The following is a 26,200-nucleotide window of genomic DNA, read 5'->3' on the forward strand; positions in this document are numbered from 1 at the left end:
GCTCGAGGGCGTGCGGTAACGGCGACAGGGCAGGCACAGTGCGGGTTTTCTGTAGCAAAGTCAGTGTGTATTACCCCAACTTTCTCCGCCGCAGTTGCGCTTCCCCTGGCACGGCAATGCAAGCGCCAACCCGATCGACACCGCAAAATTGCGACCTCACGCACTAAAAACAAATTTTTCAAAACAATTTATTTGAAACTTTTTTTTCAATGAAATAGAGTTTGCTGCATCCGGTCAGGATTTAGCCGGCTTGCCGACGGGGTTTGGCGAGCGGGACGATTAACGCCGCGCCGCCTGGGTGTGGCCAGGCGACAGCGGACTTGAAAAGAGGGCGTGACATGAAAACCGTGGGTAACTTTATTGACGGGCAGGTGTGCCTGAGCAGCAGCAATCAAACCGTCGACGTGCACAACCCGGCCAGCGGGCAGGTTGAGCGACGCGTCACGCAGAGCACCGCCGCCGAAGTCAAACAGGCCATCGACGTGGCCCACCGGGCGTTTGCCGACTGGTCGCGCACCACGCCGCTGCGCCGCGCGCGCATCATGTTCAATTTCAAGGCGCTGCTGGAACAGCACCGCGACGAGCTGGCCGAGCTTATCGTCAGCGAACACGGCAAAGTGTATTCGGATGCGCTGGGCGAACTGACGCGCGGCATGGAAGTGGTCGAATTTGCCTGCGGCATCCCGCATCTGATCAAGGGCGAATACTCGCCGGACGTCGGCAGCGGCGTCGACAGTTTCTCGCTGATGCAGCCGCTGGGCGTGGTGGCGGGCATTACCCCGTTCAACTTCCCGGCGATGGTGCCGATGTGGATGTTCCCTATCGCGTTGGCCTGCGGCAATACCTTTATCCTCAAGCCGCCGGCGCTGGTGCCTTCGGCCTCAGTGCGCCTGGCGGAGCTGCTGAAAGAAGCCGGCCTGCCGGACGGCGTGTTCAACGTGGTGCACTGCGCCAATGAAGACGCGGCGCAGCTGTGCACCGATCCGCGCATTCAGGCGGTGAGCTTCGTCGGTTCCTCCACCGTGGCGGAACATATCTATACCACCGCCAGCGCGCACGGCAAGCGGGTACAGGCCTTCGGCGCGGCGAAAAACCAGGCGATCGTCATGCCGGACGCCGATCTGGACGCCACGGTCAACGCGTTGATGGGCGGCGCGTTCGGCTCTGCCGGCGAGCGCTGCATGGCGCTGCCGATCGCCGTGGTGGTCGGTGACGACACCGCCGACAAACTGATCGCCAAACTGAAGCCGCTGATCGCGCAGCTGCGCGTCGGGCCGGGCTTGCAGCAGGGTGGCGAAGAGAATGAAATGGGGCCGCTGGTGTCGTCCGCCCATCAGAAAAAGGTGCTGGGCTACATCGATCTGGGCGTGGAAGAAGGCGCCACCCTGGTGGCCGACGGCCGCAATTATCAGGTGCCGGGCTACCCTGAAGGCTACTACGTCGGCGGCACGCTGTTCGACCATGTAAAGCCGAACATGCGCATCTACCGCGAAGAGATCTTCGGGCCGGTGCTGGGCATCGTGCGGGTGCCGGACTATCGCACCGCCATCGACACGGTCAACGGCCACGAGTTTGGCAACGGCAGCGCCATCTTTACCGGCAGCGGCCACTACGCGCGCCAGTTCGTGCAGGAAGTGCAGGCCGGGATGGTCGGCGTCAACGTGCCGGTGCCGGTGCCGATGGCGTTCCACAGCTTCGGCGGCTGGAAGCGCTCGGTGTTCGGCGCGCTGAACGTGCACGGCACCGACGGCGTGCGCTTCTACACGCGCATGAAGACCGCCACCGCGCGCTGGCCGGCCGGACAACAGACGGTGTCTGAATTCAGCATGCCGACGCTGGGTTAAGCGATCGCAGAGTATGAGCGGGCCGTTGCTCCATGGGGGCAGCGGCCTTTGCACGGGGAGTTAACAGGAGAATCGAAATGTCTTCACTGCTTGCCAAATGTCAGGCGCCGAACGCCGAGGGGCGTATCCAGCACGTGACGCCGGAAAATGCCGGTTGGGGCTATGTCGGCTTTGACGTTTACCGCCTGGCCGCCGGGCAGTCGCTGCGGTTGGAATGCGGTGACAAGGAACTGTGTCTGGTACTGGTGGCCGGTATCGCCTCCGTCGCCACGCTGCGCGCCGAATACCCGCATATCGGCAAACGCATGAGTCCGTTCGAGCGCACGCCGCCTTACGCGGTGTACGTGCCGCACCACGATCGCATCGACGTGCGGGCAGAAACCGATCTGGAGTTGGCGGTGTGCAGCGCGCCCGGCAGCGGCCATCTGCCTTCACGCCTGATCACGCCGGCGGAAATCGGCGTGGAGCGGCGCGGCAAGGGGCGCAACCAGCGGTTGGTGCATAACATTCTGCCGGACAGCGAGCCGGCCGACAGTCTGCTGGTGGTGGAGGTTTACACCGACGAGGGCAACACCAGCTCCTACCCGAGCCACAAGCACGATCAAGAAGATTCGCCGGACGAGACCTATCTCGAAGAGACGTACTATCACCGCATTCAGCCGGAGCAAGGGTTCTGCATGCAGCGCGTCTATACCGACGATCGCACGCTCGACGAATGCATGCCGGTCTACAATCGCGACGTGGTGAAAGTGCCGCGCGGTTATCATCCGGTGGCGACCCTGGCGGGCTACGACAACTACTACCTCAACGTGATGGCCGGGCCGGTGCGGCAGTGGAAATTCACCTGGGAAAAAGACCACGCCTGGATTAACGGCGACGGCTACCCCGCCGCGCAATAAGCGCTTGAGGCCCGGCTTGCCGGGCTTTCTCTTTATCAGGGGATAAATTTGACCTAAATTTGCCCTCTGTCTTGCTCAAATGATAACCTGTCCGCACGCGATTGCTCCCTGGCTGAGTGAATCTAACGAACCGCTGTTATGCAGTGAGAATGCCGGTACACAGGAGGAAAAATTATGACAACCACCATGTCTCAAAAAGCGGCGCGCGAAGGATTAGGTTCGCCCGATCTGTTTGAAGGCGGGGTTTACGTCACAAAAAATGGTGTTGCCGAGCTGTTTGTACAAACGGCGGCTGAGAGAGAGGCCGAAATACGGGAACGCAATCTCGAGCGCCAGTCCAACGCGTTGTTGAAACTGACTATGATGGCGAAGCAAGAGATTAAAAATCAGCGCGGTCTGTTGCCCGAAGAAACCTTGCAGCGGCTGCGTGACGCGCGGAAATAGACCCGAGGTGCAGGATGCCCCAGGAAATACGTTTTACCGTCGCGCCGGCGGCGGAATGGAGCCTGAAAGACATCGAGTCTTATAAGAGCGGAACGATAGGGGCCGTCGCAGCCGGGATGTTCGTGGACAATCTGTTGTTATCGTCCCTCGCGGCAATTGCCGACGATCCCGCCCGCTACCGCTTCAACGCCGTGCTGGCGGGCATGGGAGTGCGGTTGCACGAACGATTGGATCCCGACAGCGAATACCGCGTCATCTATGACTACGACGGCCAAACGGTGGAGATTCTGCTTTTCATCAGCATGAAGCAGGATCTGGAAAGCGCGCTCTACCGCTATTTGTTGCTGCAATAATCCCGCCGCGCCCGAGCCTATCGGGCGCGTTCACATCCGCCTTACTCGTCCCGGGCGTTATTCAGCGCCAGCGAGACCGCCAGCGTTTGCGCCAGGCACATCGAGGCCACCTGCGAACGGAACCCGTCCACCTGAGCTTCACGCACCACGAAACAGACGTCGCTGAACGCGGCCAGCGGGCTGACCTGGCTGTCGGTGATGGCGATCTGCTGCGCGCCGCGCTTGGCGCCCAATTCCACCAGTTCCACCGCCTCGCGGGCGTACGGCGAATAGCTGATGGCGATCACCACGTCTTTCGGTTTCACCATGCTCAGCTGTTCGGTGAACATGCCGCCCAGGCCGTCGATCAGAAATGCGCGGCGCTCCAGATGGCGCAGCGCATAGGTGAGGTAGGAGGCGACGCTGAACGAGCGGCGCAGGCCAATCACGTAGATGTTTTCGGCGTTGTTGAGCAGTTCGACGGCGCGATCCAACTGCTCGGGGGCAATCTGCATCGCCAGCTGCTGCAGCGCCTGCGCATTGACCATGGTGAATACGTTGAGAATCTCCGCCGGCTTCTCCGGCGCGACGTTGTCGTCGGTAGAGGTTTGGCGGAACAGGCGCGCGCGCTCGGTATAGTTCACCGTTTCTTCCATCAGATGCTGACGGAACACCTGCTTCATTTCGTTGAAGCCGCTGAAGCCGAAGGCGTTGGCGAAACGGATCAGGGTGGAAGGCGGCACGCTGGCCTGTGCGGCGATGGAGGCAACGGTATCGAAAGCGATGCTGTTACTGTTATCCAAAATATAGCGCGCCACCTGCTTCAAACGCTTGCTCAGCGTTTCATAACGGTGGCGGATCTCGTCCTGTAACAGCGAAAGTTGAGTTGGGTTGTTCATCCATTCGGCTCGCAGTGGGGTGAAGGCGCATTGGCCTGATGCCTGAAATATTGACAGGGTATTTTAACAGACGGAGCGGAAATTTCATTTCCTCAAAAAGCGATTTATTCGATCGCACATTGCGCGACTTCACAGAAAAGGGGCAAAAAAATCCCCTTAAAGCGGCGAAATGGCTTTAAGGGGACGTGAACCTGCTGTCGCTGTCAGTGCGCGCCGCCCGCCTGCGGACGGTACTGGCGCCAGAAACCGATCAGCGTCAGGTATTTTTGTTTCACCTGCTCGATCAGGGCCGCGTCGTCGATTTCCCCCTGCAGCCAGCGGCGCGAAGGTTGGCCGAAAATGGTGCGGCCGACGGCGAAACCTTTCACCCAGCGCGCATCCGCGGCGGCGGCGAAGCCCGCCTTCAGCACCGCCTCCGGGGAGTCGAGCCCCAGGATCAGCACGCCGCGGCAGAAGGGATCGTAGGTGTCGATCAGGGCACCGACCTGCCGCCAGTTTTCTGCGCTCAGCGGTGGCAGTTTCCACCAGTCGGGCTGAATGCCCAACTGGTAGAAATGCTCAATCATCTCCAGGTAATAGCGTTCGTCTTTGTCGGCGTTGCTGTCCGGCAGGATCACCTCCAGCAGCAGCTCGTGGCCGGATTTACAGCAGCCGCGGTAGACGTCGGCGATCAGCTCATCCTGTTCGCGGCGCAGTTCCTCCGCATCCTGCGGGTGATAAAACACCAGGCACTTCACCACGTGCTCCTGCGGCCAGTCGATCAATTGCGAACCGATATTGCCGTGCTCCAGGCGCAGCGGGCGCGAGCTGGGCAGCTCCACCGGCCGGCCGATCCACCATCCCTGGCCAGTGATCTCGTTCAGCGCCGCCTGCCCGTAGGTGGTGTCGGCCAGAATGCCGCTGTTGCCGTTGAGGCCGGCCTGCGCGGCAGCCTGTTGCGCCGCGGTGAGCAGCAGGGTCTTCAGGCGCGGAATGCGTTCCTCGCCGACGCCGGCTTCGCGCGCCATGTCCGCCAGCTGCTTGCGGTGATCGAAGGCGAACACGCACAGTTCCGGCCACTGTTGCTTGCGGGTGGTGACCCGGTGCAGGTGGTTCAGGCGTGCGTCGCGGTCCGGGCGCGTGACCTGCTGTTCACGCTGCAGGTAGTCGTCCAGCTCCCGTTTGGTCGGCATCGCCGGCGCGCAGCCGTGGCGCGAAACCACCAATGCGCCGCAGGCGTTGGCGTAGCGGCAGGCCTGCTCCCAGCCCTCATCGTTCAGGTAGCCGCGCAGCAGCCCGGACATAAAGGCGTCACCGGCCCCCAGCACGTTCAGCACTTCAACCCGCACACCGGCGTGCAGCTTCACCTGCGCCCAGTCGTCGGCGATTTCACCTTCGAACACCGAGCAGCCCTGTGCGCCGCGCTTGCACACCAGCGTGGCCGCGGTAGTCCGGCGCACGTTTTTCAGCGCCGTCAGCGTGTCGGTGCTGCCGCCGGCGATATGAAATTCCTCTTCGGTGCCGACGATCAGATCGAAATGGTGCAGCACCTCCTGCAGTTCGCGGGTTACCTGGTCTGATTCCACAAAGCGGGTTTCGCCGTCGCCCAGCGACGTCAGCCCCCACAGTACCGGGCGGTAATCGATGTCGAGCGCGGTGCGCAGGCCGTGGCGGCGCGCATACTCCAGCGCCTTCAGCACCGCGGCGCGGGTGTTCGGGTGCGACAGGTGCGTGCCGGTGATGGCCAGCGCGCGCGAGGAGGCGATGTAGGCCTCGTCGATGTCGTCCGGCGTCAGCGCCATGTCCGCGCAGTTTTCACGGTAGAAGATCAGCGGGAAGGTTTCCTGATCCTTGATGCCGAGGATCACCAGGCCGGTTAATCGTTGCTTGTCGGTGATCAGACAGCGGGTATCGGCCCCGACGCGCTGCAGCTCTTCACGCAGAAAGCGGCCCATGTGTTCGTCGCCGACGCGGGCCAGCATGCCGGATTTCAACCCCTGAATGGCGGTGCCGTAGGCCACGTTGCCGGAAGAGCCGCCGAGGTATTTGGCGAATGTGCCGGCGTCTTCCAGACGCGCGCCGATCTGCTGAGCATAGAAATCGACGGCGATGCGCCCGAGACAAATGACATCAAGCTGTTTTTGTTGTGTAGCCATACCCGTTTCCTTCTGTTAAGCAAAACTCCGGCGGCGGCCCGAGCGTGGCGCCCTGCAGGAAGCATGGGGACAGTATGGGGAATGAAAATTTCAATTTCAATATGAAATGAAATTTACACCCCAAAAATGTGATGCGTTTAAAACATCGACAGAGGCGTGGGAAAAGGCGATGAATCGGCTGCGCAAGGGCCGCCGGGGCCGAACATAAAAGGGAGGTGAGGGCAGAGGAAAAGGCTGTCAGCCCATGTGCCAACGACTTTTATCGGCCGGTGCGCGGCACGAAGCCCATGAAGGCTGAACCACGAGATGAAACGGGCTTTTCATGTAATATGCGATCTTTATCGCAAAATGAAATGTTTCTTCTGTAATGTGATTTTATGAAAAATATATTTGTTTATAATCGCTTCACGTTTCAGGTTGTCGACTTCGTGAGCAGCGCGGGCATCGCCTGCTCAAGATAATAGCTGCCGCCGCGTAACACAAACACGGGATTGTCGGCTCGGCATGAGCGCTTTCCGGGGCGGCCCTTAATCTAAAGGGTGGGTAAATGGGCAAGATCAGGTTAACCATGGCGCAGGCGCTCGTCAGATTTCTCGATAACCAGTATCTGCTGGCCGACGGCGTGGAAACCAAATTCGTCGCGGGCATTTTCGCGATTTTCGGCCACGGCAACGTGCTGGGGCTGGGGCAGGCGCTGGAACAGGATAGCGGCGATCTGCGGGTGCACCAGGGCCGCAACGAACAGGGGATGGCCCATGCGGCGATCGGCTTCGCCAAACAGAAGCTGCGCCGGCAAATTTACGCCTGCACCTCATCGGTCGGCCCCGGCGCCGCCAATATGATCACCGCCGCGGCCACCGCCACCGCCAACCGCATTCCTTTATTGCTGCTGCCGGGCGACGTTTACGCCTCCCGCCAGCCGGACCCGGTGTTGCAGCAAATCGAACAGTCTTACGATCTCAGCATCAGCACCAACGACGCGTTCCGTGCGGTGAGCAAATACTGGGATCGCATCGTGCGCCCGGAACAGCTGATGAGCGCCTGCATCAATGCGATGCGCGTGTTGACCGATCCGGCGGAAACCGGCGCGGTAACGCTGTGTCTGCCGCAGGACGTGCAGGGGGAGGCCTACGACTATCCCGACTATTTCTTCCAAAAGCGCGTGCATCGGCTCGATCGCCGCCCGGCGACCGACGGCATGTTGGCGGACGCCTTGGCGCTGCTGACGGCCAAACGCAAACCGCTGCTGGTGTGCGGCGGCGGCGTGAAGTACTCGCAGGCCGGGCGAGCGCTGCGCGAATTCGCCGAGCGCTTCGGCATTCCGTTCGCCGAGACCCAGGCCGGTAAAGGCACGGTATCGAGCGACCATGAATTTAACCTCGGCGGCATCGGCGAAACCGGCTGCCTGGCGGCCAACACGCTGGCCCGGCAGGCCGATCTGGTGATTGGCGTCGGCACCCGTTACACCGATTTCACCACCTCGTCCAAATGGCTGTTCCAACACCCGGACGTCAGCTTCCTCAATATCAACGTCAGCGCCTTCGACGCCGGCAAGCTCGACGGCGTGCAGGTGCTGGCGGACGCCCGCGAGGCCCTGAACGCACTGGGCGCGCTGCTGGCGCAGGCCGATTATCGCGCCGGCTGGGGCGACGCCATCGCCGCGGCGCGTGGTGCCCAGCGCGAAGAGACCGAGCGCGTTTACGCGGTGGAATACAGCGGCGCAGACTTTGTGCCGGAGATAGACGATCACCTCGATCGCGAGCAGGTGTTCGCCGAATTTATCGCCCAGACCGGCTCGGCGATGACGCAAAGCCGGGTGCTGGGGGTGCTGAACCGCGAGCTGCCATCGGACAGCGTGATCGTCGCCGCCGCCGGCAGCCTGCCGGGCGATCTGCAGCGGGTGTGGCACAACCGCGGCGAGCACGGTTACCACGTGGAATACGGCTACTCCTGCATGGGGTACGAGGTGAACGCCGCGCTGGGGGTCAAGCTGGCCGAGCCCCAGCGCGAGGTGTACGCGATGGTGGGCGACGGCGCCTTCATGATGCTGCATTCCGAACTGGTCACCTCGATTCAGGAAGGCTGCAAGATCAACGTGGTGCTGTTCGACAACATGACCAACGGCTGCATCAACAACCTGCAGATGGAACACGGCATGGACAGCTACACCACCGAATTCCGCTTCCGCAATCCACAGGGCGGCAAGCTCGACGGCAAACTGGTGCCGGTCGATTTCGCCATGCTGGCGGCGGCTTACGGCTGTAAAACCTATCGCGTCACTACCGAGCAGCAGTTGCTCGACGCGCTGGCCGACGCCCGCAGGCAAACCGTGTCCACGCTGCTGGACATCAAGGTGCTGCCGAAGACCATGGTGCACAAGTATCTCAGCTGGTGGCGCGTGGGCGGCGCTCAGGTGGCCGACAGCGAAAAAATCGTCGCAGTGGCGCGCAAGCTGCAGGAAAACATCGATAAGGCGCGCGATTACTGATTCGTTTTCATACATTAATCTCGAGGGTAGCGAAAATGACATTGAACATTGGGGTTATCGGCACCGGCGCCATCGGCCGCGATCATATCCGTCGCTGCAGCAAAGTGTTGCAGGGCGCCCGCGTGGTGGCGGTCAACGACATCAACCGCGACAACGCCGCCAAGGTGGTGAGCGATCTGCAGCTGGATGCGCGGGTGTATGACAACGGCCACGATCTGATCAAGGCCGCCGACGTGCAGGCGGTGCTGGTCACCTCCTGGGGGCCGAGTCATGAAGAGTTCGTGCTGGCGGCCATCGCCGCCGGCAAACCGGTATTCTGCGAGAAGCCGCTGGCGGTGACCGCGCAGGGTTGCAAAAACATTGTCGACGCCGAAGCGAAGCACGGCAAACGGCTGGTGCAGGTCGGCTTCATGCGCCCCTATGACCAGGGCTATCGCGCGCTGAAACAGGTTCTGACCAGCGGCCAGATCGGCGAGCCGCTGATGCTGCACTGCGCGCACCGCAACCCGACGGTCGGCGAGGCCTACACCACCGATATGGCGATCACCGACACCCTGATCCACGAAATCGACGTGCTGCGCTGGCTGCTCGACGACGACTATGTGTCGGTGCAGGTGGTGTTCCCACGCAAGAGCCCGAAGGCGTTCCCGCACCTGAAAGATCCGCAAATTGTGCTGTTTGAAACCGCCAAAGGGACGCGCATCGACGTCGAAATCTTCGTCAACTGCCAGTACGGCTACGACATTCAGTGCGAAGTGGTGGGGGAAACCGGCATCGCCAAACTGCCGGAACCGTCCTCGGTGCAGATGCGCAGCGGCGCCCGCCTGTCGACCGAAATCCTGACCGACTGGAAGGATCGCTTTATCGATGCCTATGACGTCGAGCTGCAGGGCTTCATCAACGACGTAGCCGCGGGCAAGTTGACCGGGCCTTCCGCCTGGGACGGCTACGCCGCCGCAGTGACCGCCGACGCCTGCGTGGCGGCCCAGCTCAGCGGCGAGATCGTGCCGGTGACCCTGCCGGCGCGCCCGGCGTTTTACGGCAAATAACCGCTCGCAGCGCGTAACCATGATTGCAGAGGAGTGACCATGAAGATCGCTTTTGATGTCGACGTTATCCGGGATTTAGGCGTCACCAAAATGGTTCAGCAGGTGGCAGACTGGGGCTACAAATACATCGAGCAGTCGCCGCACCCGCAGATCAACCCGTTTTACAAACATCCGAAGGCCAGCCGCGAAATCATGGCGGAGTATAAAAACGCCCTAAAAGCGACCGGCGTGGAGATCTCCTCATTTATCGTGGTGTATCGCTGGTCCGGTCCGGGGGAAGATCGCCGCCAGGCGGCGGTCAAAAACTGGCGGCGGATGATCGAAATCGCGGTGGAAATGGGCGTGCAGGTGATCAACACCGAGCTGGCCGGCAATCCCAACGAACCGGAGATCTGCGAGGAGTTGTGGTATCGCTCGATGGAGGAGCTGTTGCCGATCGTTGAGCGCGAGGGTATTCGTATGGAGATCCAGTCGCATCCGTGGGACTTCTGCGAGCTGAGCAATGAAACCGCCGATCTGGTGAAGTCGCTGCGCAGCGACTACGTCAAATACCTCTACAGCGTGCCGCACACCTTCTACTACGACAAGGGGCTGGGTGACGTAGCCGGCATGCTGCAGTACGCCGGGGACGATCTTTCCCACGTGCTGATCGCCGACACCATGAATCACACCAAGCATTGCCGTTATATCGTCAACCCGCCAGGCGTTGACGCTGCGGTGCACCAGCACGTCGGCATCGGCGAAGGCGAGGTGAATTTCGACGCCCTGTTCCAGACGCTGCGCGACATGGAATTTGCCAACCGCAGCTTCAAGGTCGGCGGCGAATCGATCATCTGCACCTCGCTGTTCGGCTACCCGGAAAAGATGCCGAGCCAGGCGGTGGCGACCAGAGAACGCATCGAAAGAGAGCTGTTGGGCAAATAATCTGATTCGGCTCGCCGGCGGCGTTTGTTCCGGCGGCCCTGCAAGGACCGAGGCAAACCATGAATAAAGACAACGTGAAATTGGCCATTGCGCCGATCGGCTGGACCAACGACGACATGCCCGATCTGGGCAAGGAGAACACCTTCCAGCAGTGCGTCAGTGAAATGGCGCTGGCCGGTTTCACCGGCAGCGAAGTGGGCAGCAAATACCCGCGCGATCCGGCGGTGCTGAAACCGATGCTGGATATTCGCGGCATCCAGATCTGCAACGCCTGGTTCAGCACCTTTTTCGCCGACGGCCAGAAAGACAAAACCATTGATGAATTTATCAACCACATGAATTTCCTGCATGCCATGGGCGCCAGGGTGATTGGCTGCTCCGAGCAGAGCAAGAGCATTCAGGGCACCACCAAAGGCGTGTTCGAAGAGAAGCCGTACTTCAGCGATGAAGAGTGGCAGCGCGTGGCCGACGGTTACAACGAGTTGGCGAAGATCGCCGCCGATAAAGGCATGCAGGTGTGCCTGCACCACCACATGGGCACCGGCATTCAGACCACGGCCGAAATCGATCGCTACATGAGCATGGTCAACGACGACGTTTACCTGCTGTTCGATACCGGCCACGCCTACTATTCGGAAGGCAGCCAACAGGCGATGATGGCGATCCTGGAGAAGTATCTGCCGCGCATCAACCATGTCCACCTGAAGGACGTGCGCGATGAGGTGGTGGCGGAAGTGAAGGCCAACAAGCTGAGCTTCCTCGACGGCGTGAAGAAGGGCACCTTCACCGTGCCGGGTGATGGCGTGATCGACTTCAGGCCGGTGTTCAAGCTGCTGGACGAGCGCGGTTACAAAGGGTGGATGGTGGTGGAGGCCGAGCAGGATCCGGCGCTGGCCAACCCGTTCGAGTATGCGGTGAAGGCGCGCCGTTATATTCGGGAAACCGCCGGCATTTAGGCGGTGGGGGGCAATAAAGATCGAGGGGCGCCGCCGGCGCCCCTTTTTTGATAGCTGCGCGTTAGCCGCCGAGCGTTTGCCAGGTTGTGACCTGGCTGCCCGGCCACGGCGTGGCGGCGTATACGCCCCGGGCGATCGCCCGAGCGAGGGTGTCCGCCGCCAGCGCGCCGATCTGCAGCACCGCCAGTTCGCGGCTGCCCTGTACCTCGCGCTGCCCGGTGGACAGGGCGAACACCACGTCGCCGTCAAACGGGCTGTGCAGCGGGCGAATAGCGCGCGCCATGCCGTCTTGCGCCATGATGGCCACCCGTTTCAACTCCACCCGCGTCAGCGCCAGATCGGTGGCGATGCAGGCCAGGGTGGTGTTCTTTCTGCCGCCCTGCGGCTCTTGCACCATCCAGTCTTCGCCCTGCGCGCGCAGTTGCGCCAGCGCCGCCGCGCCGCCGTTGCCGAATTCACCGTCAATTTCATAGGGCGTCGCCCAGAAGGCACGGGTGCCGGGCGCCACCACCGCTCCCAGGCTGTTGACCGCCACCAGTGCGCCGACGGTAGCGCCGCTGGCGGCAACGATCGATGCCGAACCGAGCCCGCCTTTCAGCTTGCCCATGCCGGTCATGGCGCCGTAGCCGGCGCCGACGGTGCCCAGTGGAAAGTCCAAACCAGCCTTGCCGACCGCGTCGATGCCCAGCTGGCGATACGGCGGCGTGAGCTGCCAGTTTTTATCGCCGCCGTTGGCAAGGTCGTACAGGCAGGCGGTGGGCACGATAGGTGAGACCGGCACGCCGGGATCCGGCCGCAGCGCATAGCCTCTGCCTTGTAGCCCGAGCCAGGCCGCGACGCCGTCCGCCGCCGCCAGGCCGTATACCGAACCGCCGCTGAACGTCAACGCATCGACGGTCTGTACCAAATTGTCTTCACCCAGCGCGTCGGTTTCCCGGGTGGCGGGGCCGCCGCCGCGCACGTCTACGGCGGCAATCGCCGGGCTGTCCGGCAGGATCACCGTCGCGCCGGTGCGCACCCGGCTGTCCTGCGCCACGCCGACCTTCAGGCCGGGCACATCGGTAATCAGGTTGCGGGCGCCAGGGCGCCCGGCGGCGGAAGTTGGCATAGCGGCACCTAATGGGGTGAAGGGGGAGAACATGCCGGCGGCGGTCAGGCCGGCCAGCGCGTGTAAAAAGGTTCGGCGGTTGATATTCAGGGGCCGGCGCAGCGGCCCCTGCGGGGGGATGAGATCACGCATCGCCGCGCGGCTGCCCGGAGCGAAAACGCGCCATATGGTAGGCATCGACCAGCACGCCGTCGCGAATGGCGAAAGCGCGGCTGGTGCCTTCAATCTCAAAACCGAACTTTCGATACAGCGCGATGGCCGCCGGGTTGTCGGTAAACACCGTCAGTTCGATGCGCTCGATGGCCGCCCAGTTGTCGCACAGGTCGATCATCGCCTGCATCAGGCGGCTGCCGACGCCTTTACCGTGGTAGCGCGGATCGACGCCGATGCCGAAGGTGGCCACGTGGCGGCGGCGAACGCGCTGATTCAGCATCACGGCTAACTGACCGACAAGCTGTCCGTCAACGAAGGCCGCCAGGTTATGCACGCCCGGTTCGGGGTTGGCGAGGCGTTTTTGCCAGGACTCGACGGACGGTAGCGGGAGCTGCAGCGTATCGCGGTAGACGGGCGTCTGAGAATAAAGATGATGCAGAGCCTGAGCATCCGATGTTTCCACGTGGCGTATCACGATCTCGCTCATCTCGCTGCTCCTTTTGCTTACCGGTTGAATAACCTCTGAATTTATCCGTTTACTGCCTTGAGTCAATATTATTTGAACGGGTCAAAAAAAACGCTTTACAGGTGCGAATGATAATGATTATTATTGCGATGCGTTCCGGGGAGGGCATCAATCCTTGATACTCTCGCTGCGAAGGCACGACATTGCTCACATTGCTTCCAGTGTTTACTTAGCCAGCTCGGGTGCTGGCTTTTTTTTTGCCCTTTTTCAGCCGGTTCCGCTTTCAACAAATCCGCTGCCCATCCGCTGTTTCATTCCATCGAAATTTTTGAACAGAGGCATGAGTTTTTTACGCTTTCTTATTCTGCTGGCAGGACTAGACTGTAAAAAAACATTGAGGAGAGTTGAAAATGATTTATGTACGTAAAGCGGAAGACCGCGGCCACGCCAATCATGGCTGGCTGGATAGCTGGCACACCTTCTCATTTGCCGATTACTACGATCCGAACTTTATGGGGTTCTCGGCGCTGCGAGTGATCAACGAAGATGTGATCGACGCAGGGCAGGGTTTCGGTACTCACCCGCATAAAGACATGGAAATCCTGACCTACGTGCTGAGTGGCACGGTGGAACACCAGGACAGCATGGGCAACAAGGAGCAGATCCAGGCCGGTGAATTCCAGATCATGAGCGCGGGCACCGGGGTGCGTCACTCCGAGTACAACGCTAATCAGGATCGCCCGTTGCACCTGTACCAGATTTGGATCATTCCGGATCAGGTCGGGCTGGAGCCGCGCTACGAGCAGCGCATGTTCGACGCGCCGCAGGGCCGTCAGCTGGTGCTGTCGCCGGATGCGCGTGACGGCTCGCTGAAGGTGTTCCAGGATATGACGCTGTCGCGTTGGGCGCTGAATAAAGGCGAGCAGGGGGAATGCCCGATCGCCGCCGGCCGTCGCGTTTGGATCCAGGTGGTGCGCGGCAAGGTCTCGGTCAACGGCCAGACCGCCGGCATCAGCGACGCGTTCGCGGTGTGGGATGAATCGGCACTGACGATCCAGGCCGACGAAGAGAGCGAAATCCTGCTGTTCGATCTGCCGCCGGTGTGATTAAGCGGTAAATTTCAAGGGCTCACGATGTGAGCCCTTGAGGTTAATGACACGTCTGACGATGTTGCCTGACTTGACGCCGCCAGCATATAAAAACAAGGAAAATCAATTTATTGATTTTCGGCTAATCATCACAAAGGGGGAAAAACCACGCTTTTTCCCCCTTTGTCAGCGTATGAAGGGCTCACGGTGTGAGCCCTTTTTGCGTTGGCCGTCGCATAACCGACAATATCGGCCCGCCGTTTTTTTTGCTAAAATGACTGCCCATTCACGGTTAGTCAGTTCATTGATAATGAAGAAAAAACGGCCGGTACTCCAGGATGTGGCGGACAAGGTGGGCGTGACCAAGATGACGGTGAGCCGTTATCTGCGCAATCCCGACCAGGTTTCCGCCGCCCTGCAGCAAAAAATCGCCGTCGCGCTGGATGAGCTGGGCTACATCCCCAACCGCGCGCCGGATATCCTCTCCAACGCCACCAGCCGGGCGATTGGCGTGCTGTTGCCGTCGCTGACCAACCAGGTGTTCGCCGAAGTGCTGCGCGGCATCGAAAGCGTGACCGACGCGCACAACTACCAGACCATGCTGGCGCACTATGGCTACCTGCCGGAGCGTGAAGAAGAGCGTCTGACCTCGCTGCTGTCTTACAATATCGACGGTCTGATCCTGTCCGAGCGCCACCATACGCCGCGTACCCTGAAGATGATCGAGGTGGCGGGCATTCCGGTGGTGGAGCTGATGGACTGCGTCTCGCCGTGCATCGATCTGGCGGTGGGCTTCAACAACTTCGAGGCGGCGCGCCAGATGACCCAGCAGATCATCGCGCACGGCCACCGTCACGTGGTCTATTTCGGCGCTCGTCAGGATGAGCGTACTATTATCAAGCAGCAGGGGTATGAGCAGGCGATGCGTGAATCCGGCCTGGAGCCGTACAGCATCATGACCGCGCGTTCTTCCTCTTATTCCGCCGGCGGCGAGCTGTTGCGCCAGGCGCAGCGTGACTACCCGCAGATCGACAGTATCTTCTGCACCAACGATGACCTGGCGATCGGCGCGGCCTTCGAATGCCAGCGGCAAGGGCTGTCGATCCCGCAGGACATGGCGATCGCCGGTTTCCACGGCCATGACATCGGCCAGGTGATGGTGCCGAAGCTGGCCAGCGTGCTGACGCCGCGCGAACGCATGGGCCAGATCGGCGCCGAGCGCTTGCTGGCCCGGCTGCGCGGCGAAACGGTGTGCCCGCGCATGGTGGACGTCGGTTTCACCGTGATCCCCGGCGGCAGCATCTGAGCCATTTTAACGTTCTGTTTTAACACTCTTTCTTTTTACAGCGCGCCCTGAGGCGCGCTGGTTATCCCGCCTGTAAGCCCGCCGCTCGTTGCCGGCATAAGTTTGATCTCTGTCCCAGAACGCGAATTTTAGCCGGTTACCCGGTTCCGGCGCTCATGTTGTTACCGGTATCATGATACCGGTAACAACGAGTGCGCGGTCATCTTGCTGCAAGACTGAACCTCTGACTCAACAACACCTACAGCTCTTCTTAAACACCGGGAAAGAGCCTAAAAATAAAACAACCGCACGCTTTACGCCTATTGTAAAGAGAGTCGCGATAAAAGGTTGGAGAAAAACTATGCCATTAGTGATTGTTGCAGGCGGCGTAGCGCTGCTGCTGCTGCTGATGATCCGCTTCAAGCTGAACGGCTTTATCTCTCTGGTTCTGGTTGCTTTGGCGGTCGGGATCGCGCAGGGTATGCCGGTCGATAAGGTCATCGGCTCCATCAAGGCCGGCGTGGGCGGCACGTTGGGCAGCCTGGCGCTGATCATGGGCTTCGGCGCCATGCTCGGCAAACTGCTGGCGGACTGCGGCGGCGCACAGCGCATCGCCACCACGCTGATCGACAAGTTCGGCAGAAAACACATTCAATGGGCGGTGGTGCTGACCGGCTTCACCGTCGGCTTCGCGCTGTTCTACGAAGTGGGCTTCGTGCTGCTGCTGCCGCTGGTGTTCACCATCGCCGCCTCCGCGCGTATCCCGCTGCTGTACGTCGGCGTGCCGATGGCCGCCGCGCTGTCGGTGACCCACGGCTTCCTGCCGCCGCACCCAGGCCCGACCGCCATCGCCACCATCTTCCATGCCGACATGGGTAAAACCCTGCTGTACGGCACGCTGCTGGCGATCCCGACGGTGATCCTGGCCGGCCCGGTCTATGCCCGCTTCCTGAAAGGCATTGACAAGCCGGTGCCGGAAGGCCTGTACAACCCGAAAACCTTTACCGACGCGGAGATGCCAAGCTTTGGCGTCAGCGTCGCCACGTCGCTGGTGCCGGTGATCCTGATGGCGCTGCGCGCGGTCGCTGAAATGGTGCTGCCGAAGGGCCACAGCCTGCTGCGCTTCGCCGAGTTCTTCGGCGACCCGGTGATGGCCACCCTGATCGCCGTGCTGATCGCCATCTTCACCTTCGGCCTGAACCGTGGCCGTACCATGGATGAAGTGATGGGCACCATCACCGACTCGATTAAAATCATCGCCATGATGCTGTTGATCATCGGCGGCGGCGGCGCCTTCAAGCAGGTGCTGGTGGACAGCGGCGTTGAGAAGTACATCGCCGGCCTGATGGAAGGCAGCAACGTTTCGCCGATCCTGATGGCCTGGTCGATCGCCGCTGCGCTGCGTCTGGCGCTGGGTTCCGCCACCGTGGCGGCGATCACCGCCGGCGGCATCGTGGCGCCGCTGATCGCCACCACCGGCGTCAGCCCTGAGCTGATGGTGATTGCGGTCGGCTCCGGCAGCGTTATCTTCTCGCACGTCAACGATCCGGGCTTCTGGCTGTTCAAGGAGTACTTCAACCTGAGCATCATGGAAACCATCAAATCCTGGTCGGTGTTGGAAACCATTATCTCGGTGTGCGGCCTGGTGGGCTGTCTGCTGCTGGCGACGGTCGTATAATCTTTATCCGGCGCCCTGCGGGGCGTCGGCGTTCCAGAGTATCTTTATCAGTTGGGGCGCATTTGGCGCGCTCGCGCCAGTTCCCATAGGGGCATGACACAATGAGCAATCCGCAGAATCACGTATTTATCCTGATGGGCGTATCCGGCAGCGGCAAATCCGCCGTGGCCAGCGCTGTCGCCCACGAGGCCGAGGCCGCCATGCTGGATGGTGACTACCTGCATCCGCGCGCCAACATCAACAAAATGGCTGCCGGGCACGCGCTGGACGACAACGATCGCGCGCCGTGGCTGGCGGCCTTGAACGACGCCATCTTCGCCATGCAGCGCACCAATCCCGTGTCGCTGCTGGTGTGCTCGGCGCTGAAAAAAAGCTATCGCGACCGCCTGCGCGAAGGGAATAGCAACTTGCATTTCCTCTACCTGAAAGGCGACAAGGCGGTGATCGAGGAGCGCCTGAAGCAGCGCAAAGGTCACTTCTTCAAACCGCAGATGCTGGTTTCGCAGTTCGCCACGCTGGAAGAGCCGGGCGAGCAGGAGCCGGATGTGCAAGCGATCGACATCAACCAGCCGCTGGACGGCGTGGTCGCCGATACGCTCGCCTATATTCGCCGCGTTACCGCCCGCTAAGTGCGGACCGTTGTCGGCGCCGCCAGGCGCCTACAGCTTCATGTAAGCCCGCACGCCGTCCAGGAACATCTGCGTCGACAGCATCACCAGAATCAGCCCCATCAACCGCTCCAGCGCGCTGACGCCTTTGCTGCCCAGCAGGCGCAGGAACAGGTTCGACATCAGCAAAATGGCCGCAGAGAGGCCCCAGGCGATCAACAGCGCCGCCACCAGATGGGGCAGCTGATGCGGATACTGGTGCGACAGCAGCATCAGCGCCGCCAGAATCGATGGTCCGGCCACCAGCGGGATCGCCAGCGGCACCAGGAACGGTTCCTCGCCGGCGGACAGCCCGGAGCTGTTTCCCTCCTGCGAGGGAAAAATCATCTTGATGGCGATCAGAAACAGAATGATGCCGCCGGAAATGGAGACGGTTTCGGTGCGCAGGTTGAGGAACGCCAGAATTTTCTCGCCGGCGAACAGAAAGATCAGCATCAGCAGCAGGGCGATCAGCAGCTCGCGAATCAACACCACCCGGCGGCGGCGCGGCTCCAGATGCTTGAGCACCGACATGAAAATCGGCAGGTTGCCCAGCGGATCCATAATTAAAAACAGCAATACCGTAGCGGAAATCATCTCTGTCATGGTGACCTCGTGATCGGGAAAACGCCTCGGCCTTTCCGGCCGCGTCCTTGCCTATAAGAAGGATTGCTGAGAAATCCTCAGCCATCGAATAAATTCACTTTGCGCCCGCGCCGACATTTTGTAAGGTGAGGAGATATTGCACACAACTCGTTATCACCTAATAAGCCCTTATCCGGGCGGGACACAGATATTATGAAAAACGTTGGTTTCATCGGTTGGCGCGGAATGGTCGGCTCGGTTCTCATGCAACGCATGACGGAAGAGCGCGATTTCGACGCCATTCGCCCGGTCTTTTTCTCTACCTCGCAGCACGGTTCCGCCGCGCCGGCCTTCGGCGGCCAGCAGGGCACGCTGCAGGATGCGTATGACATCGACGCGCTGAGCGCGCTCGATATCATTATTACCTGTCAGGGCGGCGATTATACCAACGAAGTTTATCCTAAGCTGCGCGCCAGCGGTTGGCAGGGTTACTGGATCGACGCGGCCTCGTCGCTGCGCATGCAGGACGACGCCATCATCATCCTGGATCCGGTCAACCACGCGGTGATCCAGCAGGGCCTGGACAAAGGCATCAAAACCTTCGTCGGCGGCAACTGCACCGTCAGCCTGATGCTGATGTCGCTCGGCGGCCTGTTCGCCAACGATCTGGTGGAGTGGGCGTCGGTCGCCACCTACCAGGCGGCCTCCGGCGGCGGCGCGCGCCACATGCGCGAACTGCTGACCCAAATGGGCATGCTGCACGCCGACGTGGCGAAAGAGCTGCAGAACCCGGCCTCCGCGATTCTGGATATCGAACGCAAGGTGACCGAGGCCACCCGCAGCGGCAAACTGCCGACCGATAACTTCGGCGTGCCGCTGGCCGGCAGCCTGATCCCGTGGATCGACAAGCAGCTCGACAACGGCCAGAGCCGCGAAGAGTGGAAAGGCCAGGCGGAAACCAACAAGATCCTGAACACCGCCAGCGTGATCCCGGTCGATGGCCTGTGCGTGCGCGTCGGCGCGCTGCGCTGCCACAGCCAGGCGTTCACGCTGAAGCTGAAAAAAGACGTGTCGCTGCCGGAAATCGAGCAGATGCTGGCAACGCACAACGACTGGGTGCGCGTGATCCCGAACGACCGCGAACTGACCATGCGCGAACTGACGCCGGCGGCGGTGACCGGTACGCTGAATACGCCGGTCGGCCGTCTGCGCAAGCTGAATATGGGGCCGGAGTACCTGTCGGCGTTCACCGTGGGCGACCAACTGCTGTGGGGCGCGGCCGAGCCGCTGCGCCGCATGCTGCGCATCCTGCTGTAAATCCGCACTTCCAGGGGGCTGGCTGCTTTCAGCCCCCTAATGCCTTATTTTCCGCTTTTTTGTTCGCCGCGCACCGCGTCGGGCAGCGTCATCGCCAGCCTCGTTTCAATGGGCGGGCTCCCGCCTATCTCCTCGTCAGCCGCCGCATGCAAACGCCGCCAGGCTGGCAGTTTTCTTAATGAAGAATTTTCCTGAGCAATGCTGAGCAGTTTTTAACAGACATTGGCTATGCTTAACGCATGGGTGGACAATTTTTCACCATGACTGAAATATTTCAAAAAATAAGCATAAAGAGCGAAATTCAGGTCGGCAGAGTAAAGATTGGTCAATAACCGACCGCAATCACGCTTTAGAGTCCGAATGCATTGCATGATGACCAAAACGGCCAAGGAATAATCAACAAGCCGTGCTTAGATCATGCTGTTAATCTAAGGAAGAAGACTATGCCTGTACTTCCCGATCGTGACGTGATTGATCAGATCATCGCCGGCCATTACGCCGATCCCTTCGCTCTGCTTGGCATGCATGCGACCGATAACGGTCTGCAGGTGCGCGCGCTGCTGCCGGACGCCGGCGCAGTCTGGCTGGTGGAACAGCAAACTGGCCGGCGGCTGGTGCAGCTGAACTGCGACGATCCGCGCGGTTTCTTCAGCGCGGTGGTGCCGCGGCGCAAAAATCCTTTCCGCTATCAGCTGCAGGTCAGCTGGCGCGATCATCAACAGATCGTCGACGATCCTTATCGGTTCGGCCCGCTGCTGCAGGATATCGACAGTTGGCTATTGGCTGAGGGTACGCATTTGCGCCCCTATGAACGGCTGGGCGCCCACCTCGTCACGCTGGATGGCATCGACGGCGTCAGCTTTGCGGTCTGGGCGCCCAACGCCCAGCGTGTTTCGGTGGTGGGGGAATTCAACTTCTGGGACGGCCGCCGCCACCCGATGCGTCTGCGGCGTGAAAACGGCATCTGGGAGCTGTTCTTGCCCGGCGTGCAGGCCGGCCAGCTGTACAAATATGAAATCGTCGATTGCTACGGCAATACTCAGTTGAAAGCCGATCCTTACGCCTTCGAGGCGCAGATGCGCCCGGATACCGCCTCGCTGGTGGCGCCGCTGCCGGAGGTGGTGCCGTCGACGCCGGCGCGCCGCCGCGCCAACGATTTTGACCAGCCGATCGCCATCTACGAGGTGCATCTCGGCTCATGGCGCCGCCACACTGACAACCACTTCTGGCTCAGCTACGGCGAGCTGGCGGTGCAGCTGATCGATTATGTGAAGGACATGGGATTCACCCATATCGAGCTGCTGCCAATCAACGAGCACCCGTTCGACGGCAGCTGGGGCTATCAGCCGCTGGGGCTGTATGCGCCGACCCGGCGCTTCGGCACGCCGGCCGACTTCAGGGCGTTTGTGGCGGCGGCGCATGAGGCGGGCATCAACGTGATCCTCGACTGGGTGCCGGGGCACTTCCCGAGCGACGCCTACGGCCTGGCGAATTTCGACGGCACTGCGCTGTACGAGTACGCCGATCCGCGCGAGGGCTACCATCAGGACTGGAATACCCTGATCTACAACTACGGTCGCCACGAGGTGCGCAACTACCTGGCGGGCAACGCGCTGTATTGGCTGGAGCGCTTCGGCATCGACGCGCTGCGGGTCGATGCGGTGGCGTCGATGATCTATCGCGACTACAGCCGTGCCGACGGCGAGTGGGTGCCGAATTACTACGGCGGCAACGAGAACCTGGAGGCCATCGCCTTCCTGCGTTATACCAACCAGACTATCGGCCAGGCGCAGCCGGGCGCGGTGACGCTGGCGGAGGAATCCACCGACTATCCCGGCGTCACCCTGCCGCCGGACGCCAACGGCCTTGGGTTCCACTACAAATGGAACCTCGGCTGGATGCACGACACGCTCAATTACATGAAGTGCGATCCGGTGCACCGCAAGTATCACCACAACCAGATGACCTTCGGCATGCTGTACGCCTATACCGAGAACTTCGTATTGCCTATCTCGCACGATGAAGTGGTGCACGGCAAAAAATCGATCCTCGACCGTATGCCGGGCGACGCCTGGCAGAAATTCGCCAACCTGCGCGCCTATTACGGCTTTATGTGGGCGCATCCGGGCAAAAAGCTGCTGTTTATGGGCTGCGAATTCGCACAGGGGCGTGAGTGGAATTTCGATACCAGCCTCGACTGGCATTTATTGGAAGGGTTGGATAACTGGCATAACGGCGTGCAGCGGCTGGTGCGCGATCTGAACCACTGCTACCGGCAGCAGGCGCCGCTGTACGAGCGCGACTACCGGCCGGACGGCTTCGAGTGGCTGGTGGTCGACGATCACGATAACTCGGTGTTCGCCTTCGCGCGCTACGATTCGCAGGGCAATGAGCTGATCGCCATCAGCAACTTTACCCCGGTGCCGCGCTATCGCTACCGCATCGGCATTTCCCGCGCCGGTGACTACCGCGAGATCCTCAATACCGATTCGCACCACTATCACGGCAGCAACGCCGGCAATCAGGGGCGGGTCTCTTCCGAAACGGTCGGCAGCCATGGCCGCGATTTCTCTATCAGCGTGACGTTGCCGCCATTGTCGACCATTTATCTGCTGCGGGAGGCGCCATGACCGAGCTGACGGCTGGCCGCGCCGCGCCGCTGGGCGCGCAGTATGACGGCGAAGGCATCAACTTTACCCTGTACTCGGCGCATGCCGAGCGGGTGGAGCTGTGTCTGTTCGACGGCCAGCAGCGCGAAGTGCGCCTGCCGCTGCCGGCGCGCAGCGGCGATATCTGGCATGGCTATTTGCCGGGCGGCAGGCCGGGGCAACGTTACGGCTACCGGGTCTACGGCCCGTTTGATCCGGCGAACGGGCAGCGCTTCAACCCCAACAAGCTGGCGCTCGATCCGGCCGCGCGCGCGGTGGAAGGGCCGGTGGCGGACCACCCGCACCTGCACGGCGGTTACGAGCAGCCGGACCCGCACGACAGCGCCGAGCTGATGCCGAAGTGCGTGGTGGTGGACGAACAGTATGACTGGCAGGACGATCGCCCGCCCGCCACGCCCTGGGGGCAGACGGTGATTTACGAAGCGCACGTGCGCGGCCTGACGCTGCTGCACCCGCAGATCCCTCCGGCGCTGCGCGGCAGTTTCGCCGCGCTGGGGCACCCGGCGATGATCGCCCACTTCAAACGCCTCGGCATTACCGCGCTGGAACTGCTGCCGGTGCAACAGCATACCTCCGAGCCGCGCTTGCAGCGGCTGGGGCTGATCAACTACTGGGGCTATAACGTGCTGGCGCCCTATGCGCCGGACAACCGCTACGCCAGCCTGAGCACCGATGCCACGCCGCTCAACGAATTTCGCGATGCGGTCAAGGCGCTGCACCAAGCCGGCATTGAGGTGATCCTCGACGTGGTGTTCAACCACAGCGCCGAGCTGGACAGGGATGGGCCGATGCTGTCGCTGAGCGGCATCGATAATCTGAGTTACTACTGGCTGACGCCCGAAGGGGACTATGTCAACGACACCGGCTGCGGCAACACGCTGCGGTTGGATCAGCCGCAGGGCGTAGCCTGGGTGATGGATTGCCTGCATTTTTGGGTGCGGGAGTGCCACGTCGACGGCTTCCGCTTCGATCTGGGCAGCGTGCTGGGCCGCACGCCGGGGTTCGATCGCGATGCGCCGCTGTTCCAGGCGATGCTGGCGGACGATCTGCTGTCGCGCTGCAAGCTGATCGCCGAACCCTGGGACATTGGTCCCGGCGGCTATCAGGTGGGGGCATTTCCCGGCCGCTTCGCCGAATGGAACGATCATTACCGCGACGACATGCGCCGTTTTTGGCTGCAGAGCGGCGTGTCGCTCGGCCAGTTCGCCCGGCGTTTTGCCGCTTCCAGCGATCTATACAACCAGCGCGGGCGGGCGCCTTACGCCACCGTCAACATGCTGACCGCGCATGACGGTTTTACCCTGCAGGACGTGGTCAGCTTCAACGAGAAACACAATCAGCCGAACGGTGAGGGCAACCGCGACGGCAGCGACCGCAATTTCAGCAACAACCACGGCGTGGAAGGCCTGGTCGCCGACGACGCCATTGTGCAACGCCGCAGGGCCAGCCAGCGGGCGATGCTCGCCACGCTGTTGCTGTCCCAGGGCACGCCGATGCTGCTGGCCGGCGATGAACAGGGACACAGCCAGCAGGGGAACAACAATGCCTATTGTCAGGACAACGCCACCACCTGGCTCGATTGGGCCACGGCGGATGACGCGCTGACCGATTACGTCGCGGCGCTGATCGCGCTGCGCCGCCAGATCCCCGCGCTGCAGCAGGACCACTGGTGGCAGCAGGACGACGGCAGCGTGCAGTGGCTGAACGCGCAAGGCCAGCCGCTCGACGCGCAGCAGTGGGAGCGGGGCGAGCTGCTCATGCAGATCCTGCTGTCGCAGCGCTGGCTGTTGCTGGTCAACGCCACGCCGCAAACGACGGAGATGAGATTGCCGGAAGGCGATTGGCAGGTTGTCGCCCCGTTCACTCAGGAAGACTCACGGGCGGTATTGCCCGCCTGGCACCAGGCCGCGCGCTCGCTTTGCGTTCTGGTACGGAAATAATAAAAGGAGTCCGCTATGGTTAGGTTTGAAAATAAAGACCCCCTGATGTTGGCGCGCCAGTTGCCGATTAAATCCGTAGCGCTGATCCTGGCCGGCGGCCGCGGCTCACGTTTGAAAGATTTGACCTCCACCCGCGCCAAGCCCGCCGTCCACTTTGGCGGCAAATTCCGCATCATCGATTTCGCCTTGTCGAACTGCCTGAACTCCGGCATCCGCCGCATCGGCGTGATCACCCAATACCAGTCGCACACGCTGGTGCAGCACATTCAGCGCGGCTGGTCGTTCCTCAACGAGGAGATGAACGAGTTCGTCGATCTGCTGCCGGCCCAGCAGCGTCTCAGCACTGAGCATTGGTACAAGGGCACCGCCGACGCGGTGTACCAGAACCTGGATATCATCCGCCGCTACGAGGCCGAATACGTGGTGATCCTGGCGGGCGATCACATCTACAAGATGGATTATTCGCGCATGCTGATCGATCACGTCGAGAAGGGCGCTCAGTGCACCGTGGCCTGCCTGCCGGTGCCGCGCAGCGAAGCCGGCGAATTCGGCGTGATGAAGGTGGATGAAAGCGACCGCATCATCGAGTTTCTGGAAAAGCCCGCCGATCCGCCGGCGATGCCGGGCAATCCGGATATGTCGCTGGCCAGCATGGGCATCTATATTTTTAATGCCGCCTATCTATTCCAGCTGCTGGAAGAGGATATGTCGACCCCCGGCTCCAGCCACGATTTCGGCAAGGATCTGATCCCGAAAATCACCGCGCAGCAGGCGGCGTGGGCGCATCCGTTTACCTTGTCCTGCGTGACGTCCAACCCCGATCTGCCGCCGTACTGGCGCGACGTGGGCACGCTGGACGCCTACTGGCGCGCCAATCTCGATCTGGCGTCGGTGACGCCGGAGCTGGACATGTACGACCGCGCCTGGCCGATCCGCACCCACATGGAACCGCTGCCGCCGGCCAAGTTCGTGCAGGATCGCTCCGGCAGCCACGGCATGACCATGAACTCGCTGGTGTCCGGCGGTTGCATCGTGTCCGGATCGGTGGTGGTGCATTCGGTGCTGTTCCCGCGCGTGCGAGTGAACTCGTTCTGCACCATCGACTCTACCGTATTGTTGCCGGACGTGAACGTCGGCCGTTCCTGCCGCCTGCGGCGCTGCATCATCGACCGCGCCTGCCACATTCCGGAGGGCATGGTGATCGGGGAAAACGCCGATGAGGACAGCAAGCGTTTCTATCGCTCGGAAGGCGGCATCGTGCTGGTGACGCGCGAAATGTTGTCAAAATTGTGAG

21 protein-coding genes are annotated in these 26,200 nt (G+C 61.4%); 16 read left to right on the forward strand and 5 right to left on the reverse strand.

Features of this window, described 5'->3' with window-relative positions:
• The first annotated feature begins 338 nt into the window (after positions 1-338).
• The 4 genes from JL05_RS05525 (at position 339) to JL05_RS05540 (ending at position 3,540) form a co-directional block, all read left to right on the forward strand.
• Positions 339-1,844 (forward strand): CoA-acylating methylmalonate-semialdehyde dehydrogenase, encoded by a 1,506-nt coding sequence (locus tag JL05_RS05525; protein WP_015379335.1) that lies wholly within the window; start codon positions 339-341, stop codon positions 1,842-1,844.
• A gap of 77 nt (positions 1,845-1,921) precedes the next feature.
• On the forward strand, positions 1,922-2,743 hold the full coding sequence (iolB, locus tag JL05_RS05530; protein WP_033631886.1) for a 5-deoxy-glucuronate isomerase: 822 nt from the start codon (positions 1,922-1,924) through the stop codon (positions 2,741-2,743).
• A gap of 174 nt (positions 2,744-2,917) precedes the next feature.
• Positions 2,918-3,187, forward strand: coding sequence for a hypothetical protein (locus tag JL05_RS05535; protein ID WP_033631887.1), 270 nt, complete (start codon positions 2,918-2,920; stop codon positions 3,185-3,187).
• Between the two features lie 14 nt (positions 3,188-3,201).
• Entirely contained in the window at positions 3,202-3,540 is a 339-nt protein-coding gene (locus tag JL05_RS05540; RefSeq protein WP_004930859.1) for a type II toxin-antitoxin system RelE/ParE family toxin, read from the forward strand.
• Between the two features lie 41 nt (positions 3,541-3,581).
• Here the strand turns inward: JL05_RS05540 and JL05_RS05545 are convergent, their stop codons facing one another.
• Positions 3,582-4,418, reverse strand: a complete 837-nt coding sequence (locus JL05_RS05545; protein ID WP_004930856.1) for a MurR/RpiR family transcriptional regulator — start codon at positions 4,416-4,418, stop codon at positions 3,582-3,584.
• Positions 4,419-4,621: 203 nt separating this feature from the next.
• Positions 4,622-6,553 (reverse strand): bifunctional 5-dehydro-2-deoxygluconokinase/5-dehydro-2-deoxyphosphogluconate aldolase, encoded by a 1,932-nt coding sequence (locus tag JL05_RS05550; RefSeq protein WP_033631888.1) that lies wholly within the window; start codon positions 6,551-6,553, stop codon positions 4,622-4,624.
• Positions 6,554-7,100: 547 nt separating this feature from the next.
• Here JL05_RS05550 and iolD point away from each other — a divergent pair.
• From iolD to iolE, 4 genes are read left to right on the forward strand one after another with little or no spacing between them, the layout of a single operon-like run.
• A complete protein-coding gene (gene iolD / locus JL05_RS05555) occupies positions 7,101-9,041 on the forward strand; it encodes a 3D-(3,5/4)-trihydroxycyclohexane-1,2-dione acylhydrolase (decyclizing) (RefSeq protein WP_033631889.1) in 1,941 nt (646 codons plus the stop codon).
• Between the two features lie 35 nt (positions 9,042-9,076).
• The gene (gene iolG, locus JL05_RS05560; protein ID WP_004930848.1) at positions 9,077-10,090 is read left to right on the forward strand and encodes a bifunctional inositol 2-dehydrogenase/D-chiro-inositol 1-dehydrogenase; all 1,014 of its coding nucleotides are present in this window, start codon (positions 9,077-9,079) and stop codon (positions 10,088-10,090) included.
• Positions 10,091-10,129: 39 nt separating this feature from the next.
• Positions 10,130-11,014, forward strand: coding sequence for a sugar phosphate isomerase/epimerase family protein (locus tag JL05_RS05565; RefSeq protein ID WP_033631890.1), 885 nt, complete (start codon positions 10,130-10,132; stop codon positions 11,012-11,014).
• Between the two features lie 59 nt (positions 11,015-11,073).
• Positions 11,074-11,970: a myo-inosose-2 dehydratase gene (gene iolE / locus JL05_RS05570; RefSeq protein WP_015379329.1), complete on the forward strand. Its 897-nt coding sequence runs from the start codon at positions 11,074-11,076 to the stop codon at positions 11,968-11,970.
• A gap of 61 nt (positions 11,971-12,031) precedes the next feature.
• On the opposite strand, the gene JL05_RS05575 is transcribed toward iolE, so the two are convergent.
• On the reverse strand, positions 12,032-13,210 hold the full coding sequence (locus JL05_RS05575) for a P1 family peptidase (RefSeq protein ID WP_033631891.1): 1,179 nt from the start codon (positions 13,208-13,210) through the stop codon (positions 12,032-12,034).
• The gene (locus JL05_RS05580; RefSeq protein WP_033631892.1) at positions 13,203-13,718 is read right to left on the reverse strand and encodes a GNAT family N-acetyltransferase; all 516 of its coding nucleotides are present in this window, start codon (positions 13,716-13,718) and stop codon (positions 13,203-13,205) included. Before JL05_RS05580 ends, JL05_RS05575 begins: the two co-directional genes overlap by 8 nt.
• Positions 13,719-14,107: 389 nt before the next feature.
• On the opposite strand from JL05_RS05580, the gene JL05_RS05585 reads away from it, so the two are divergent.
• The 4 genes from JL05_RS05585 (at position 14,108) to gntK (ending at position 18,377) form a co-directional block, all read left to right on the forward strand.
• The gene (locus tag JL05_RS05585; protein WP_004930835.1) at positions 14,108-14,803 is read left to right on the forward strand and encodes a pirin family protein; all 696 of its coding nucleotides are present in this window, start codon (positions 14,108-14,110) and stop codon (positions 14,801-14,803) included.
• A gap of 292 nt (positions 14,804-15,095) precedes the next feature.
• Positions 15,096-16,091 (forward strand): gluconate operon transcriptional repressor GntR, encoded by a 996-nt coding sequence (gene gntR / locus JL05_RS05590; protein WP_004930833.1) that lies wholly within the window; start codon positions 15,096-15,098, stop codon positions 16,089-16,091.
• Positions 16,092-16,431: 340 nt separating this feature from the next.
• Entirely contained in the window at positions 16,432-17,748 is a 1,317-nt protein-coding gene (gntT, locus tag JL05_RS05595; protein WP_004930830.1) for a gluconate transporter, read from the forward strand.
• 101 nt (positions 17,749-17,849) lie between these two features.
• Positions 17,850-18,377, forward strand: a complete 528-nt coding sequence (gntK, locus tag JL05_RS05600; RefSeq protein ID WP_033631893.1) for a gluconokinase — start codon at positions 17,850-17,852, stop codon at positions 18,375-18,377.
• A gap of 30 nt (positions 18,378-18,407) precedes the next feature.
• On the opposite strand, the gene JL05_RS05605 is transcribed toward gntK, so the two are convergent.
• On the reverse strand, positions 18,408-19,001 hold the full coding sequence (locus JL05_RS05605; RefSeq protein WP_025159894.1) for a YhgN family NAAT transporter: 594 nt from the start codon (positions 18,999-19,001) through the stop codon (positions 18,408-18,410).
• 192 nt (positions 19,002-19,193) lie between these two features.
• Between JL05_RS05605 and asd the strand changes: the two genes are divergently transcribed.
• The 4 genes from asd (at position 19,194) to glgC (ending at position 26,199) form a co-directional block, all read left to right on the forward strand.
• On the forward strand, positions 19,194-20,297 hold the full coding sequence (asd, locus tag JL05_RS05610; RefSeq protein WP_004930820.1) for an aspartate-semialdehyde dehydrogenase: 1,104 nt from the start codon (positions 19,194-19,196) through the stop codon (positions 20,295-20,297).
• Between the two features lie 443 nt (positions 20,298-20,740).
• A complete protein-coding gene (gene glgB / locus JL05_RS05615) occupies positions 20,741-22,927 on the forward strand; it encodes a 1,4-alpha-glucan branching enzyme (RefSeq protein WP_033631894.1) in 2,187 nt (728 codons plus the stop codon).
• A complete protein-coding gene (glgX, locus tag JL05_RS05620) occupies positions 22,924-24,906 on the forward strand; it encodes a glycogen debranching protein GlgX (RefSeq protein ID WP_033631895.1) in 1,983 nt (660 codons plus the stop codon). Before glgB ends, glgX begins: the two co-directional genes overlap by 4 nt.
• Before the next feature lie 15 nt (positions 24,907-24,921).
• Entirely contained in the window at positions 24,922-26,199 is a 1,278-nt protein-coding gene (glgC, locus tag JL05_RS05625) for a glucose-1-phosphate adenylyltransferase (RefSeq protein ID WP_004930810.1), read from the forward strand.
• The last annotated feature ends 1 nt before the right edge of the window (position 26,200 follow it).

It is taken from the genome of Serratia nematodiphila DZ0503SBS1, from assembly GCF_000738675.1.
GTDB lineage: Bacteria > Pseudomonadota > Gammaproteobacteria > Enterobacterales > Enterobacteriaceae > Serratia > Serratia nematodiphila.

Bases quoted from the DNA above. Each gene is read 5' to 3' on its own strand.
- iolD (WP_033631889.1), top strand. From the start codon at position 7,101: ATGGGCAAGATCAGGTTAACCATGGCGCAGGCGCTCGTCAGATTTCTC.
- JL05_RS05540 (WP_004930859.1), top strand. From the start codon at position 3,202: ATGCCCCAGGAAATACGTTTTACCGTCGCGCCGGCGGCGGAATGGAGC.
- JL05_RS05580 (WP_033631892.1), bottom strand. From the start codon at position 13,718: ATGAGCGAGATCGTGATACGCCACGTGGAAACATCGGATGCTCAGGCT.
- JL05_RS05575 (WP_033631891.1), bottom strand. From the start codon at position 13,210: ATGCGTGATCTCATCCCCCCGCAGGGGCCGCTGCGCCGGCCCCTGAAT.
- glgC (WP_004930810.1), top strand. From the start codon at position 24,922: ATGGTTAGGTTTGAAAATAAAGACCCCCTGATGTTGGCGCGCCAGTTG.
- glgX (WP_033631895.1), top strand. From the start codon at position 22,924: ATGACCGAGCTGACGGCTGGCCGCGCCGCGCCGCTGGGCGCGCAGTAT.
- glgB (WP_033631894.1), top strand. From the start codon at position 20,741: ATGCCTGTACTTCCCGATCGTGACGTGATTGATCAGATCATCGCCGGC.
- iolE (WP_015379329.1), top strand. From the start codon at position 11,074: ATGAATAAAGACAACGTGAAATTGGCCATTGCGCCGATCGGCTGGACC.
- JL05_RS05525 (WP_015379335.1), top strand. From the start codon at position 339: ATGAAAACCGTGGGTAACTTTATTGACGGGCAGGTGTGCCTGAGCAGC.
- JL05_RS05585 (WP_004930835.1), top strand. From the start codon at position 14,108: ATGATTTATGTACGTAAAGCGGAAGACCGCGGCCACGCCAATCATGGC.
- JL05_RS05535 (WP_033631887.1), top strand. From the start codon at position 2,918: ATGACAACCACCATGTCTCAAAAAGCGGCGCGCGAAGGATTAGGTTCG.
- JL05_RS05605 (WP_025159894.1), bottom strand. From the start codon at position 19,001: ATGACAGAGATGATTTCCGCTACGGTATTGCTGTTTTTAATTATGGAT.
- JL05_RS05545 (WP_004930856.1), bottom strand. From the start codon at position 4,418: ATGAACAACCCAACTCAACTTTCGCTGTTACAGGACGAGATCCGCCAC.
- iolG (WP_004930848.1), top strand. From the start codon at position 9,077: ATGACATTGAACATTGGGGTTATCGGCACCGGCGCCATCGGCCGCGAT.
- asd (WP_004930820.1), top strand. From the start codon at position 19,194: ATGAAAAACGTTGGTTTCATCGGTTGGCGCGGAATGGTCGGCTCGGTT.
- JL05_RS05565 (WP_033631890.1), top strand. From the start codon at position 10,130: ATGAAGATCGCTTTTGATGTCGACGTTATCCGGGATTTAGGCGTCACC.
- gntK (WP_033631893.1), top strand. From the start codon at position 17,850: ATGAGCAATCCGCAGAATCACGTATTTATCCTGATGGGCGTATCCGGC.
- gntT (WP_004930830.1), top strand. From the start codon at position 16,432: ATGCCATTAGTGATTGTTGCAGGCGGCGTAGCGCTGCTGCTGCTGCTG.
- iolB (WP_033631886.1), top strand. From the start codon at position 1,922: ATGTCTTCACTGCTTGCCAAATGTCAGGCGCCGAACGCCGAGGGGCGT.
- JL05_RS05550 (WP_033631888.1), bottom strand. From the start codon at position 6,553: ATGGCTACACAACAAAAACAGCTTGATGTCATTTGTCTCGGGCGCATC.
- gntR (WP_004930833.1), top strand. From the start codon at position 15,096: ATGAAGAAAAAACGGCCGGTACTCCAGGATGTGGCGGACAAGGTGGGC.